The 13,813-nt window shown below is 66.7% G+C and carries 11 protein-coding genes; 9 read left to right on the top strand and 2 right to left on the bottom strand.

Going from position 1 to position 13,813, the window contains the following annotated elements; genetic code table 11:
• Window positions 1-97: 97 nt before the first annotated feature.
• The 9 genes from aqpZ to ligA all read left to right on the top strand — a co-directional run bounded on the left by aqpZ (window position 98) and on the right by ligA (window position 12,330).
• Window positions 98-784, top strand: a complete 687-nt coding sequence (gene aqpZ / locus AB3G45_RS13290; protein WP_367831013.1) for an aquaporin Z — start codon at window positions 98-100, stop codon at window positions 782-784.
• A gap of 311 nt (window positions 785-1,095) precedes the next feature.
• Entirely contained in the window at window positions 1,096-2,022 is a 927-nt protein-coding gene (locus AB3G45_RS13295; protein WP_367831014.1) for a D-alanine--D-alanine ligase, read from the top strand.
• The gene (locus AB3G45_RS13300; protein ID WP_367831015.1) at window positions 2,010-2,930 is read left to right on the top strand and encodes a cell division protein FtsQ/DivIB; all 921 of its coding nucleotides are present in this window, start codon (window positions 2,010-2,012) and stop codon (window positions 2,928-2,930) included. The genes AB3G45_RS13295 and AB3G45_RS13300 overlap by 13 nt, the downstream gene beginning before the upstream one ends.
• Window positions 2,927-4,258 carry a cell division protein FtsA gene (ftsA, locus tag AB3G45_RS13305; protein WP_367831016.1) on the top strand — a complete coding sequence of 444 codons (1,332 nt, stop codon included), beginning with the start codon at window positions 2,927-2,929 and terminating at the stop codon, window positions 4,256-4,258. Before AB3G45_RS13300 ends, ftsA begins: the two co-directional genes overlap by 4 nt.
• Before the next feature lie 94 nt (window positions 4,259-4,352).
• Window positions 4,353-6,074 (top strand): cell division protein FtsZ, encoded by a 1,722-nt coding sequence (ftsZ, locus tag AB3G45_RS13310; RefSeq protein WP_367831017.1) that lies wholly within the window; start codon window positions 4,353-4,355, stop codon window positions 6,072-6,074.
• Window positions 6,075-6,435: 361 nt separating this feature from the next.
• Window positions 6,436-7,392 carry a UDP-3-O-acyl-N-acetylglucosamine deacetylase gene (lpxC, locus tag AB3G45_RS13315; protein WP_367831018.1) on the top strand — a complete coding sequence of 319 codons (957 nt, stop codon included), beginning with the start codon at window positions 6,436-6,438 and terminating at the stop codon, window positions 7,390-7,392.
• Between the two features lie 155 nt (window positions 7,393-7,547).
• Complete coding sequence (locus AB3G45_RS13320; RefSeq protein WP_367831019.1) at window positions 7,548-8,414, top strand: outer membrane protein assembly factor BamD; 867 nt, start codon at window positions 7,548-7,550, stop codon at window positions 8,412-8,414.
• 18 nt (window positions 8,415-8,432) lie between these two features.
• A complete protein-coding gene (gene recN, locus AB3G45_RS13325) occupies window positions 8,433-10,103 on the top strand; it encodes a DNA repair protein RecN (protein WP_367831020.1) in 1,671 nt (556 codons plus the stop codon).
• 67 nt (window positions 10,104-10,170) lie between these two features.
• Window positions 10,171-12,330: an NAD-dependent DNA ligase LigA gene (gene ligA / locus AB3G45_RS13330; RefSeq protein ID WP_367831021.1), complete on the top strand. Its 2,160-nt coding sequence runs from the start codon at window positions 10,171-10,173 to the stop codon at window positions 12,328-12,330.
• On the opposite strand, the gene AB3G45_RS13335 is transcribed toward ligA, so the two are convergent.
• Together AB3G45_RS13335 and AB3G45_RS13340 are read right to left on the bottom strand one after the other, a co-directional pair.
• Window positions 12,317-13,231 carry a M23 family metallopeptidase gene (locus AB3G45_RS13335; protein WP_367831022.1) on the bottom strand — a complete coding sequence of 305 codons (915 nt, stop codon included), beginning with the start codon at window positions 13,229-13,231 and terminating at the stop codon, window positions 12,317-12,319. The two genes, ligA and AB3G45_RS13335, sit on opposite strands and share 14 nt — an antisense overlap.
• 167 nt (window positions 13,232-13,398) lie before the next feature.
• Window positions 13,399-13,809, bottom strand: coding sequence for a TIGR02588 family protein (locus AB3G45_RS13340; protein WP_367831023.1), 411 nt, complete (start codon window positions 13,807-13,809; stop codon window positions 13,399-13,401).
• Window positions 13,810-13,813 lie beyond the last annotated feature (4 nt).

The raw sequence follows: 13,813 nt of genomic DNA on the forward strand, positions 1-13,813 counted from the left end.
ATTCCATTCAGAGACGTTTAGCGAATTCTATGCCTGATCGCGCAATGTTTGCGCGACCAAGCCTCGCTCCAGCGGGGTTTTTACGAGAGGGGCACGCATGTTCAAGAAAATCTCCGCCGAATTCCTCGGCACGTTCTGGCTCGTCTTCGGCGGCTGCGGCAGCGCCGTGCTGACCGCCGCCTTTCCGGAGGTCGGCATCGGCTTGCTCGGAGTCTCCTTCGCCTTCGGCCTCACGGTGCTGACCATGGCCTATACGGTCGGCGGCATTTCCGGCGGGCATTTCAACCCGGCCGTTTCCGTCGGCCTGACGGTTGCCGGAAAATTCCCGGCCGCGAGCCTCGTGCCCTATATCGCGGCGCAGGTCGCGGGTGCGATCGCCGCCGCCTTCGTGCTCTACCTCATCGCCTCCGGCAAGGCTGGCTTCCAGGCGGGCGGCTTCGCCTCGAACGGCTATGGCGACCTTTCTCCCGGCGGCTATTCGCTGACGGCGGCGCTCGTGGCCGAAGTGGTGCTGACGGCGTTCTTCCTCATCATCATCCTCGGCTCGACCCATGGCCGGGCGCCGGTGGGTTTCGCGCCGATCGCCATCGGCCTCGGCCTGACGCTGATCCATCTCGTGTCGATCCCCGTCACCAACACCTCGGTGAACCCGGCCCGCTCGACCGGCGTCGCGCTGTTTGCCGATACGGCTGCGCTGTCGCAGCTCTGGCTGTTCTGGCTTGCCCCGATTCTCGGCGCCGCGATCGGCGCCACGATCTGGAAGGTCGTCGGCGAAAGCGACTGACCGGCCGGCCGTCAGCAGGTATGGAGGGCTCCGCCTTGGCGGGGCCCTTTTTCTTTGTCCTGATGCGGCACGGGCCGTTTCGCCTCTTGCGCGGCCCGCAACTCTCTGATTCCAAAGAGAGAGTCGAAGCGTGACTTGATTCGGGGTGAGGAAAATCAGCAGCCCGGCGGCGCAAGTTAACGAAAGTAAACGCTTCATTAACCTTAATGGCGCTCTAGTGATCCCAACTCGCTCCCCGAGTCGGATCGCCAGGGCAAATCAGGTCCGCGCAAGGGGCGAGGGGCAATGTGTGGAATTCAGTCGAGGGTTCTATGAGCGTAAAGCATGTCGCGATGCTGATGGGTGGTTTTTCGTCGGAACGGCCGGTGAGCCTTTCGTCGGGCAACGCCTGCGCGGATGCGCTCGAGGCCGAGGGCTACAGGATCACGCGCGTCGATGCCGGCCATGACGTGGCCAGCGTGCTGGCGGACCTGAAGCCGGACGTCGCGTTCAATGCCCTGCACGGCCCCTTCGGCGAGGACGGCACCATCCAGGGCATCCTCGAATATCTCGAAATCCCCTATACCCATTCCGGCGTGCTCGCCTCCGCCCTTGCCATGGACAAGGCGCAGGCGAAGATCGTCGCCAAGGCCGCCGGCATCCCGGTCGCCGAGCAGCGGCTGATGAACCGCTTCGATTTCACCTCCTCGCACCCGATGAAGCCGCCCTATGTGGTCAAGCCCGTGCGCGAGGGCTCGTCCTTCGGCGTCGTCATGGTCAAGGAAGACCAGTCGCATCCCCCGCAGATCATCGCCTCCTCGGAATGGCGCTATGGCGACAGCGTCATGGTCGAGCGCTACATCCACGGCCGGGAACTCACCTGCGGCGTCATGGGCGGCGTGGCGCTGGGCGTGACGGAAGTGGTGCCGCAGGGTCACACCTTCTACGACTATGATTCCAAATATGTGAAAGGCGGCTCGAAACACGTCATCCCGGCGCAGATTTCACCGAATATTTACCAAAAAGTACAAACACTCTCCCTCAAGGCGCATCAAGCGATCGGGTGCCGTGGCGTCAGCCGTTCCGACTTCCGTTACGACGACCGGTTCTCCGAAAACGGCGAGCTTGTCTGGCTGGAGATCAACACCCAGCCCGGCATGACCCCGACCTCGCTGGTGCCCGAAATGGCCGTTCATGCCGGCCACTCCTTTGGTGAATTCTTGCGGTGGATGGTGGAGGACGCGTCGTGCTTGCGTTGAGCGTCAAGAAGAGCAGGGTGCGTCCCGAAGGGTTTTCGGAAGCGGAAGCCGGCCGCGTCCTGCCGCGCCCGCTGCGCCGGATCGTCCGGTTCTTGATCAGCCTTGCGGCCGGCCGCATCCATATTCCGCGCCACACCGGCAACGTCGCGACCGCGCTGTTCATCGGCGCGACGGGCCTCTACGGCATGTCGCTCGGCGGCCATTCGCAGGACGTCGCGCAAGCCTCGACGACGGCGATCGGCTTCGCCATCGAGGACGTGAGGGTCTCGGGCAACCGCGAGACCTCGGAAATCGACATTCTCGAGCGTCTCGGCCTCGACGGCACGACCTCGCTGGTCGCCCTCGACGTCAAGGAAGCCCGCAAGCAGTTGACCGGACTGCCCTGGGTCGAGGACGCCTCCGTGCGCAAGGTGTATCCGGGCACGATCGAGATCGCGCTCAAGGAGCGGGAAGCCTTCGGCATCTGGCAGCACGGCACCGACCTCTCGCTGATCGAGAAGAACGGCAGCGTGATCGCGCCGCTGCGCGACAACAAGTTCTCCACGCTGCCGCTGTTCGTCGGCCGCGACGCGGAGACCGCCGCCGCCGGCTTTGCCGACGAGTTCGACAGTTGGCCGGAGATCAAGGCGCGGGTGAAGGCCTATATCCGGGTCGCCGGCCGCCGCTGGGACTTGCGCCTCGACAACGGCATCGTCGTCAAGCTGCCGGAGCACGACGTGCCGCGCGCCATGGACACGCTGGCGAGGCTGCAGGCCGAGCAGGAGATCCTGGAGCGGGACATCGCGGCCGTCGATCTTCGGCTGGAAGACCGCACGACGGTCCGTTTGACGGAAGGGGCGCTGGAACGCCGCAATGCGGCGGTCGAGCAGAGGACGAAGGATCTGAAGAAGGCAGCGAAGCGCACATGAGCATTTTCGGTTCGTCCCATTTCGGCCTGCCGCGCTTGAAGCCGCTTTCCTCCAAGCGGACGCATGTCGTTTCGGTCCTCGACATCGGCTCCACCAAGGTCGTCTGCATGATCGGCCGGCTGACGCCGCGCGCCGAGAGCGAGATCCTTCCCGGCCGCACGCACAATGTCGAGGTGATCGGTATCGGCCACCAGAAATCCCGCGGCGTGAAGAACGGCGTCATCACCGATCTCGACGCGGCCGAAAGCGTCGTGCGCCTCGCGGTCGATGCGGCCGAGCGCATGGCCGGCCTCACCATCGAGAGCCTGATCGTCAACGTCTCGGCCGGCCGCCTGCAGAGCGACGTCTACACCGCCACCATCGATCTCGGCGGCCAGGAAGTGGACGCCAACGACCTGCGCAAGGTGCTCGCCGTCGCCGGCCAGCAGTCGCTGCGCCAGGACCGCGCCATCCTCCATTCGCTGCCGACGGGCTTTTCGCTCGACGGCGAGCGCGGCATCCGCGATCCGCTCTCCATGTTCGGCGACGTGCTCGGCGTCGACATGCATGTGCTGACCGCCGAACGCGCCGCGCTGAAGAACCTCGAACTGTGCATCAACCGTGCCCACCTCTCCGTCGAAGGCATGGTCGCGACGCCCTATGCGAGCGGCCTTTCCGCCCTCGTCGACGACGAGGTCGAACTCGGTTGCGCCTGTATCGACATGGGCGGCGGCACGACGACGATCTCGGTCTTTGCCGAAGGTAAGCTGGTGCATTCCGATGCCGTCTCGCTCGGCGGCCACCATGTCACCACGGACCTTGCCCGCGGTCTGTCGACCCGCATCGAGGACGCCGAACGGCTGAAGGTCGTGCACGGCTCGGCGCTGCCGAACGCCGGCGACGATCGCGATATCGTCACCGTTCCGTCGATCGGCGACGACGACCGCGACCAGCCGACCCATGTGCCGCGCGCACTGCTGTCGCGCATCGTCAGGGCCCGCATCGACGAGACGCTCGAACTCATCCGCGACCGCATCCAGCGCTCCGGCTTCTCGCCGATCGTCGGAAAGCGGATCGTGCTGACGGGCGGCGCCAGCCAGCTCACCGGCCTGCCGGAAGCCGCACGCCGCATCCTTGCGCGCAATGTCCGCATCGGCCGCCCGCTCGGCGTGTCCGGCCTGCCGACGGCGGCCAAGGGCCCGGCCTTTTCGACGGCGGTCGGCCTGATGATCTATCCGCAGGTCGCGGAACTGGAGGAACACGCTGTGCAGGGCGGCATGCTCTCGCAGCTCACGGGTGGCAACGGCCGCATCGCCCGCATGGGCCAGTGGCTGAAGGAAAGTTTCTGACGGGTTTCCCGGCGGCCCCGCCGGGAGAGACCGACAACGCTTATTGGGAATAGACCGGCTGGGCGAAGCGGCCGGAAACGAAAGGAACACTGCAATGACTATCAAACTCCAGAAGCCGGACATCACCGAGCTGAAGCCCCGCATCACCGTCTTCGGCGTCGGCGGCGGCGGCGGCAATGCCGTCAACAACATGATCACCGCGGGCCTGGAGGGCGTCGACTTCGTCGTCGCCAACACCGATGCCCAGGCGCTGTCCATGACCAAGGCTTCGCGCATCATCCAGATGGGCGTCCAGGTCACCGAAGGCCTCGGCGCCGGCTCGCAGCCGGAAGTCGGCCGCGCCGCCGCCGAAGAGTGCATCGACGAGATCATCGATCACCTGAACGGCACCCACATGTGCTTCGTCACCGCCGGCATGGGCGGCGGCACGGGCACGGGCGCGGCTCCCGTCGTCGCCCAGGCCGCCCGCAACAAGGGCATCCTGACCGTCGGCGTCGTCACCAAGCCGTTCCACTTCGAAGGCGGCCGCCGCATGCGCCTTGCCGAAGAGGGCATCCAGGAGCTGCAGAAGTCGGTCGACACGCTGATCGTCATCCCGAACCAGAACCTCTTCCGCATCGCCAACGACAAGACCACCTTTGCCGACGCCTTCGCGATGGCCGACCAGGTGCTCTATTCGGGCGTCGCCTGCATCACCGACCTGATGGTGAAGGAAGGCCTCATCAACCTCGACTTCGCCGACGTCCGCTCGGTGATGCGCGAGATGGGCCGCGCCATGATGGGCACGGGCGAAGCTTCGGGCGAAGGCCGCGCAATGGCCGCCGCGGAAGCCGCGATCGCCAACCCGCTGCTCGACGAGACCTCGATGAAGGGCGCGCAGGGCCTCCTGATCTCCATCACCGGCGGCCGCGACCTCACCCTCTTCGAAGTCGACGAAGCCGCGACCCGTATCCGCGAGGAAGTCGATCCGGACGCAAACATCATACTCGGCGCTACCTTCGACGAAGAGCTCGAAGGCCTGATCCGCGTTTCCGTTGTTGCAACCGGTATCGACCGCGCGGCCTCGGAGGTGGCTGCACGGAATGCTGACTTTCGCAACCTCAGCAAGCCGGTAACCCGTCCGTCCGCCGCCGTTCCGGTCCAGGCCGTCGCGCCCCAGCCGCAGCCGGTTCAGCAGCCGGTCCTGCAGCAGCCGGTTGTCCAGCAGCCGGTCGTCGATCCGATCGCCGAAGCCATCCGCGTGTCGGAAGAGACCCTCGAGCGGGAACTCGCCATTCCGGCGGGCCGCCCGGCTCCGGTTCAGCAGCCGGCCGCTTCCCTCCAGGAAGAACCGCGCCTGCAGAACCGCCTCTTCACGGCCCCGGCCGAAATGCCGGTGCAGCGCCCGGTCCAGCAGCAGCCCGTGCAGCAGGCCCCGGTCATGCAGCAGCGCGTCGAGCCGTCGGCTCCGATCATCCGCCAGGAGCCGCAGGCGATGCGCATGCCGAAGATCGAGGACTTCCCGCCGGTCGTGCAGGCCGAGATCGATCACCGCTCCGCCCAGCAGCCGGTCGCCTCGCACGGCGAGGAGCGGGGCCCGATGGGCCTCCTGAAGCGCCTGACCTCTTCGCTCGGCCGTCATGAGGAGCCGCAGGCCGCCCAGGAGCCGGTCGCCCAGCCGCAGCAGCAGCGCCGCCCGCTCTCGGCCGAGGCCAGCCTCTATGCCCCGCGCCGCGGCCAGCTCGACGACCATGGCCGCGCCAATCCGCAGCCGCGTTCGCTCGGCGAGGACGACCAGCTCGAAATCCCGGCCTTCCTGCGCCGCCAGTCGAACTGAGGCCTTCCTCGGACCCCGTTTTCGAAATGCCCGGACCCTGGTCCGGGCATTTTTGATTCGCGTCTGATTTCAAGCGCTTGCCCCGCAAATAAAGCGTAACAAAGCGAAAGAAACAGTGATTTGTGTAGCCCTGAGGGACCTACTACATTCAGCCTAGGCACAGGGGCCAGTCAGGGATCGGATGCCGGCATCACGCCGGAGCGCATCAAATCACTCCAGACGCTGAGGCGGACTTGTCGGTGGGCGCGGCGCGCCCGGCCAGGGGTTTCCTTGGGCCAATGAAAGACCGGGGCTCCCGCGAGCCCGTGAAGGACAGAGTGCCGGCGAGAAATGAGCCGGCAGCAAGACGAGGCGAATGCACATGACGATCGGTATGCTCGGTTTCCAGACGACGATTGCGAGCCCGGTGACCATTTCCGGCACGGGCGTCCATTCCGGCGCTGCCGTGTCGATCATTTTCAACCCGGCCGAAGCCGACAGCGGCATCGTCTTCCAGCGCCTGCACGGTGACGGCACCGTCAGCGAATACCGCGCGGTCTCCGCGCAGGTCGGCAACACCGATCTCTGCACCGTCCTCGGCTTCTCCCTTGCGACGTCCATCGCCACCGTCGAGCATGTCATGGCCGCGCTCTATGCGCTCGGCCTCGACAATGTCCTCATCGAGGTGCACGGCGCCGAGATGCCGATCATGGACGGCAGTTCCGCGCCGTTCATCGACGCCATCGACCAGGTCGGCCTCATCCCGCTCGCCGTCAAGCGCCGCTATATCCGCATCGTCAAGCCGGTGCGCGTCGAGGCCGGCGCCTCCTGGGCCGAGTTCTCGCCCTATGACGGCACGCGCTTCGAGGTCGAGATCGATTTCGACTGCCCGCTGATCGGCCGCCAGTCCTGGAAGGGCGACCTGACGCCGGCGACCTTCCGCAACGAGCTGTCGCGTGCCCGCACCTTCGGCTTCATGCGCGACGTGGAGAAGCTCTGGGCGGCCGGTTTCGCGCTCGGCTCGTCGCTGGAAAACTCCGTCGTCATCTCCGACGACAACACCGTGGTCAATGTCGAGGGCCTGCGCTATGCCGGCGACGAGTTCGTGCGCCACAAGACGCTCGACGCCGTGGGGGACCTCGCGCTTGCCGGCGCGCAGTTCATCGGCTGCTACCGTTCCTATCGCGGCGGCCACAAGATGAACGCCCATGCGCTGAAAGCGCTGCTCGGCGATCGGGCGGCCTATGAGGTCGTCGAAGCCACCGCGCCGCGTTCGCGCGCCGGCCAGCGTGAACTGATCGCCGTCAACGCTCCGGAATTCGCACCCTGGTCCCTCTGAGGGGGATCTTTTCCAGCTGCAGCCTTCCAGACGGCCTTGCCATAAAAATGCGTTAATGCGCCGGCATGGCGTTGCGGTCTTCAGGCATTTGGAGATACAACGCGGGGCGCGCGCGGCGGGTTACCGCACCGCGTCCGTTGAACTGGGATTGTCACATGGTTGTTGCAGGGTCTGTTGGTGTGAAGAAGACGGCGCGCATTGTCTATCTTACGCTTTTTGCGGCGGCTACGCCTGTCGTTCTGTCCGCGTGCCAGTCGGATCCGGACATCGACATCACCAAGCTGACCGGCGAGACCGAGCCGGCCGGCACGCTCTACAACCAGGGCCTTGCCAACCTCAATGCCGGCAAGGTGGGCGAGGCGAGCCGCAAGTTCGAGGCCGTCGACCGCCAGCATCCCTTCTCCGAGGAAGCGCGCAAGGCGCTCGTCATGTCGGCCTTCACGAATTATCGCCAGGGCCGCAACGAAGAGGCGATCACCGCGGGCAAACGCTATCTCAACCTCTATCCGGGTTCGGAAGACGCGGCCTATGCGCAATATATCGTCGGCCTCGCCTACTGGAAGCAGATCCCGAGCGTGACGCAGGACCAGCGCGCCTCCGCGCAGACGCTGGAAGCCATGCAGGCCGTCGTCGAGAACTATCCCGATTCGGAATATGTCGAGGACGCGCAGACCAAGATGCGTTTTGCCCGCGACCAGCTCGCCGGTAAGGAAATGCAGGTCGGCCGCTACTATCTCGAGCGCAAGGAATTCATCGCGGCTGCCAGCCGCTTCCGCGTCGTCGTCGAGAAATACCCGATGACCAACCAGATCGAGGAAGCGCTCGCCCGTCTCGTCGAGACCTATTACGCCATGGGCGTGGATACGGAAGCGCAGACGGCGGCGGCGGTCCTCGGCCATAACTATCCCGACAGCCAGTGGTATGCCGACAGCTACAAGCTGCTTCAATCGAAGGGGCTTGAGCCGCGCGAGAACAGCGGATCCTGGATTTCCCGCGCCGGCAAGAACCTGCTCGGCGTCTGACCGAAGAGCAAACACCGGATGCTGGCGCAGCTTTCGATCCGCGATATCGTCCTGATCGAACGGCTCGACCTTGCTTTCGAGCCGGGCCTCTCCGTGCTGACGGGCGAGACGGGCGCCGGCAAGTCCATCCTTCTCGACAGCCTGTCGCTCGCCCTCGGCGGGCGTGGCGACGGTTCGCTGGTGCGCCACGGCGTGGAGCGCGGTCAGGTGACGGCCGTCTTCGACGTGCCGCAGGGCCACGCCGCCCGCATGCTGCTGCGCGACAACGGCATCGATGACGACGGCGACCTGATCTTCCGCCGCCAGCAATCCGCCGACGGGCGCACCAAGGCCTTCGTCAACGACCAGCCGGTCTCCGTGCAGCTGATGCGCCAGGCCGGCCAGCGCCTCGTCGAGATCCACGGCCAGCACGACGACCGCGCGCTTGTCGACACCGATGCGCACCGCCTGCTGCTCGACGCCTTCGGCGGCCTCGGCGAGGCGGCGGGCGACGTCGGCACGCTCTATCACCAGTGGAAGGAGGCCGACCGCACGCTGCGTCGCCACCGCGAGAAGGTGGAGGCGGCCGCCCGCGAGGCCGATTACCTGCGCTCCTCCGTCGAGGAGCTGGAAACCCTCTCGCCGCAGGACGGCGAGGAGGATGCGCTGGCCGAAGTCCGCGCCCGCATGATGAAGGCCGAGCGCATCGCCGGCGACATCAACGAGGCGAGCGAGTTCCTGAACGGCAATGCCTCGCCCGTGCCGCTCATCGCCGCGCTGGTGCGCCGGCTGGAGCGCAAGAGCCACGAGGCGCCGGGCCTCCTGGAGGAGACGGTCGAGCTGCTCGACCAGGCGCTGAACCAGCTTTCCGATGCGCAGATGGCCGTCGACGTGGCGCTGCGCAAGACCGAATACGACCCGAAGGAGCTGGAGCGCACGGAAGAGCGCCTCTTTGCCCTGCGCGCCGCCGCCCGCAAATATTCCGTGCCGGTCACCGGCCTTCCGGCGCTTGCCGTAAAGATGATCGCCGATCTTGCCGATCTCGATGCCGGCGAGGAGAAGCTGGTGCGGCTGCAGGCCCATCTTGCCGAGACGCGCGCCGCTTTCGACCTGGCTGCCCGCTCGCTTTCGCAAAAGCGCCACCATGCGGCCGAGGCGCTGGCCGCCGCCGTCATGGCCGAACTGCCGGCGCTGAAGCTGGAGCGCGCGCGCTTCGCCGTCGAGATCGCCACCGATCCGGAAGGCGGCGCGGAGGAGGGGATCGACACGGTCGAGTTCCACGTCCAGACCAATCCCGGCACGCGCCCCGGGCCCATCATGAAGGTGGCCTCGGGCGGCGAGCTCTCGCGCTTCCTGCTGGCGCTGAAGGTGGCGCTCGCCGACCGCGGCTCCGCGCCGACCCTCGTCTTCGACGAAATCGACACTGGCGTCGGCGGCGCGGTGGCCGATGCCATCGGCCAGCGGCTGAAGCGGCTCTCGGCCACCGTGCAGGTGCTCTCCGTCACCCACGCCCCGCAGGTCGCGGCCCGCGCGGCGACGCATCTCCTCATCTCCAAGGGGCCTGTCGAAGGCAGCGAGACGGTCGCTACCCGCGTCGCCCGGATGGACGACGGCGCCCGCACCGAGGAGATCGCCCGCATGCTCGCCGGCGCTTCGGTGACCGACGAGGCGAGGGCGGCCGCGGCGCGGCTGCTGTCGGGCGGGGTGTAGCGGGGCTGTTCCATCTTCCCTTTCACCCCGTTTTCTCTAAAACCGGTTGCAGAATCCGGAGCAGGCCATGGCAAACGTGAAGACCCCCGTCGAGACCCTTAGCGAAGAAGAAGCGGCGGCCGAGCTTGCCTTCCTGGCGGCCGAGATCGCGCGCAATGACGAACTTTACCACGGCCAGGATGCGCCGGAGATCTCGGATGCCGACTATGACGCCCTGAAGCGGCGCAACGAGGCGATCGAGGCGCGGTTCTCCGCGCTCGTGCGCGACGACAGCCCGTCGCGCCGGGTCGGCTCGGCGCCGCTGCCGACCTTCGCGCCGATCGTTCATTCGCGCCCGATGCTCTCGCTCGACAACACCTTCTCCGACGAGGACGTCCGGGATTTCGTCAATTCGGTCTATCGCTTCCTCGGCCGCCTGCCGGACGCATCGATCGCCTTTACCGCCGAGCCGAAGATCGACGGGCTTTCCATGTCGATCCGCTACGAGAACGGCCGGCTGGTGAGCGCGGCGACGCGCGGCGACGGCACGACGGGCGAGAACGTCACGGCCAATGTCATGACCATCGGCGAGATCCCGAACCGCCTGCCGGCCGGCGCGCCCGATATCGTCGAGGTGCGCGGCGAGGTCTACATGGCCAAGAGCGACTTCCTGGCGCTGAACGAGAAGATGGCGGCGGAGGGCAAGCAGACCTATGTCAACCCGCGCAACACGGCGGCCGGATCGCTGCGCCAGCTCGACGCCACGGTGACGGCGAGCCGCAAGCTGCGCTTCTTCGCCTATGCCTGGGGCGAGATGTCGGCCATGCCGGCCGATACGCAACACGGCATGATCGACGTGCTGCGGAACTGGGGTTTTCCCGTCAACCCGCTGACGAGGCGGCTTTCCAATGTCGACGACATCATCGCGCATTACCGCGAGATCGGCCTTGCCCGCCCGGATCTCGACTATGACATCGACGGCGTCGTCTACAAGGTGGACGAGCTGGCGCTGCAGGAGCGCCTCGGCTTCCGCTCGCGCTCGCCCCGCTGGGCGACGGCGCACAAGTTCCCGGCCGAGCAGGCCTTCACCACCGTCGAGAAGATCGATATCCAGGTCGGCCGCACCGGCGCGCTGACGCCCGTCGCCCGGCTGACGCCGGTCACCGTCGGCGGCGTCGTCGTCACCAATGCGACGCTGCACAATGCCGACTATATCGAGGGCATCGGCAACAGCGGCGAGCGCATCCGCGCGGAGGACCACGATATCCGCATCGGCGACACCGTCATCGTGCAGCGCGCGGGCGACGTGATCCCGCAGGTGCTCGACGTGGTGATGGAGAAGCGGCCGGCGGAGGCGCAGCGCTACGAATTCCCGAAGACCTGCCCGGTCTGCGGCAGCCATGCCGTGCGCGAGCGCCACGAGAAGACGGGCCGGCTCGATTCCGTCACGCGCTGCACGGGCGGCTTCGTCTGCCGGGCGCAGGCCGTGGAGCACCTCAAGCATTTCGTCGCGCGCAACGCCTTCGATATCGAGGGGCTGGGCGCAAGGCAGATCGACTTCTTCTTCGAGGCTGAGGACCCGTCGCTGGCGATCCGCACCGCGCCCGATATCTTCACGCTGGAGAAACGGCAGGCCGCCTCGCTGACAAAGCTGGAGAACATCGACGGTTTCGGCAAGGTGAGCGTGCGCAAGCTCTACGACGCCATCGACGCCCGCCGGTCGATCGCGCTCAACCGCTTCATCTATGCGCTCGGCATCCGCCATGTCGGCGAGACCAACGCCAAGATCCTGGCGCGCGCCTATGGCACCTATGCCGCCTTCGAGGAGGGGATGAAGGGCGCGGCGCCGCTTTCCGGCGAGGCCTGGAACGAACTCAACAGCATCGACGGCATCGGCGAGGTCGTCGCCCGGGCGATGGTCGAGTTCTACAAGGAGCCGCGCAATCTCGACGTCATCGATCGGCTGCTGCAGGAGGTGACGCCGGAGGCGGCGGAGGCGGTGGTGGCAAGTTCCAGCCCCGTCGCCGGCAAGACCGTGGTCTTCACCGGCTCGCTCGAAAAGATGACGCGCGACGAGGCGAAGGCGATGGCCGAGCGGCTGGGCGCCAAGGTGGCGGGTTCCGTCTCCAAGAAGACGGATCTCGTGGTGGCGGGACCGGGCGCCGGCTCCAAGCTCGACAAGGCGCGGGAATTCGACGTCGAGGTCATCGACGAGGACGGCTGGTTCGAGCGCATCAAGGCGCCGTGACGGTCGAGCCGCGCACGAGGAAGCGCCCGCCGAAGGTCATGGGCATGCCCTGGCCTTCGCCGTAGTCCCGCGTGCCGCCGAGATAGGCGTGCATGTGCAGGTGCGGCTCGGAGGAATTGCCCGAATTGCCGACCCGGCCGAGCGTCTGGCCCTGCGACACGATTACGCCGGCGGCGACCGCGATGGACCCCTTGCGGAAATGGGCGAGCAGGATGCGGGCCGTGCCGCAGGCCAGGATGACGTTGTTGCCGGCGGGCGCTGCGGTATTCGTCTCGAAGATGCGGTTGTCACTGACGCCGTCGCGGGTGGCGATGGCGATGCCGGTGCAGGGGCTCTTCACCTCCCTGTCATAGATCGCGTAGTCTGAGAGCGCCTTCGGCATCAGCCCCTTCGCCCGCATGCCGAAATCGTTGAGCGCGACGATGTCGAGCGCGAAGCGCTGGCTCTGGTCGGCATGGTGGGTGTTGATCGCGGTCGTGCCGCCGCCCTGGCCGATATAATAGGTGCCGGCGGAAAAGGGGAAGGCGAGCGCCACCGCCGTTTCCTCGTAGCCGTAGCCGGAAAGCGCCCGCGCCGTCAGCGCCAGGAAGAAGACCGCCATGGCCGCGGTGAAGCCGTGCGCGCGCAGCACGGAGCGCGACAGGCTCCATGGGCGGCGGCGCATGCGCAGGTAGGAAAGCACCGCGGCCGCCGCGAAGGCGGCCGGCAGGAGCAGGGCGAGGACGGCGCCCAGAAAGTCCCAGCGGCCGATGACGGCGATGAAGGAGAAATAGGCCGCACCGTAGACGACGCGCATGAGCCAGCCGAGCCGGTCGGCGGGGCGCGGCAGCCAGAGCCAGCAAAGGAAGAAGGCCGGCAGGAGAACCTGTGTCGTCAGCAGGATGAGAATGGGCCATTCCATGGGTAGAACCTTGTGGGATCGGCCATCCCCTTCCTGTGCGGACATGGATGCTCAGATCTTTTGTTTCGCCGCAATTCCGGGCGCGGCCGCTTTGCACCGTCGCCGGAACCGCTCGTGTCCTGTTCAATCCCCGGGCGCGGAATTGGTTCCCCGTTTGAAGCCGGCCGTCACGGATCGGTATAGCCGGCGGCGCGGATATCCACCTGCCGCCCGGCCGGGTCGTTCGAAAACAGGATCGCGCCTCTCGATTTCGATTCGGCGGCGACATAGTCGAAGACGACACGGTTCTCCTCGATCACCTTTCCCTCCTCCAGCAGACGGCCGACGACGGTGACGGCCGCCGCGGTAGTGGTGGCGGAATTGGCGATGTCGAAGGCGACGCGATGCCCGGATCCGGCCCTTTCCGTCGTCAGGACGGTGACGGAGAGGTCCGGCGGCGTCGCTTCCCGCGTGAAGGCCTCCCAGCCGATCCGTCCGAGCATGCCGGCGATCAGCAGGGCGGAGAGAAGGCCGGTCAGCCACTCGATCCAGTGCGGATCGTGGCGTTCCCGGTGGCGGCCCTGTCTGGAGCGGGTCATGGCG

The sequence above is a fragment of the Shinella sp. S4-D37 genome, from assembly GCF_040812195.1.
Taxonomy (GTDB): domain Bacteria; phylum Pseudomonadota; class Alphaproteobacteria; order Rhizobiales; family Rhizobiaceae; genus Shinella.

Coding starts and splice junctions, on each gene's coding strand:
- AB3G45_RS13335 (WP_367831022.1), bottom strand. CDS start 13,231: ATGGAATGGCCCATTCTCATCCTGCTGACGACACAGGTTCTCCTGCCG.
- recN (WP_367831020.1), top strand. CDS start 8,433: ATGCTGGCGCAGCTTTCGATCCGCGATATCGTCCTGATCGAACGGCTC.
- AB3G45_RS13320 (WP_367831019.1), top strand. CDS start 7,548: ATGGTTGTTGCAGGGTCTGTTGGTGTGAAGAAGACGGCGCGCATTGTC.
- AB3G45_RS13295 (WP_367831014.1), top strand. CDS start 1,096: ATGAGCGTAAAGCATGTCGCGATGCTGATGGGTGGTTTTTCGTCGGAA.
- aqpZ (WP_367831013.1), top strand. CDS start 98: ATGTTCAAGAAAATCTCCGCCGAATTCCTCGGCACGTTCTGGCTCGTC.
- ftsA (WP_367831016.1), top strand. CDS start 2,927: ATGAGCATTTTCGGTTCGTCCCATTTCGGCCTGCCGCGCTTGAAGCCG.
- ftsZ (WP_367831017.1), top strand. CDS start 4,353: ATGACTATCAAACTCCAGAAGCCGGACATCACCGAGCTGAAGCCCCGC.
- ligA (WP_367831021.1), top strand. CDS start 10,171: ATGGCAAACGTGAAGACCCCCGTCGAGACCCTTAGCGAAGAAGAAGCG.
- AB3G45_RS13340 (WP_367831023.1), bottom strand. CDS start 13,809: ATGACCCGCTCCAGACAGGGCCGCCACCGGGAACGCCACGATCCGCAC.
- lpxC (WP_367831018.1), top strand. CDS start 6,436: ATGACGATCGGTATGCTCGGTTTCCAGACGACGATTGCGAGCCCGGTG.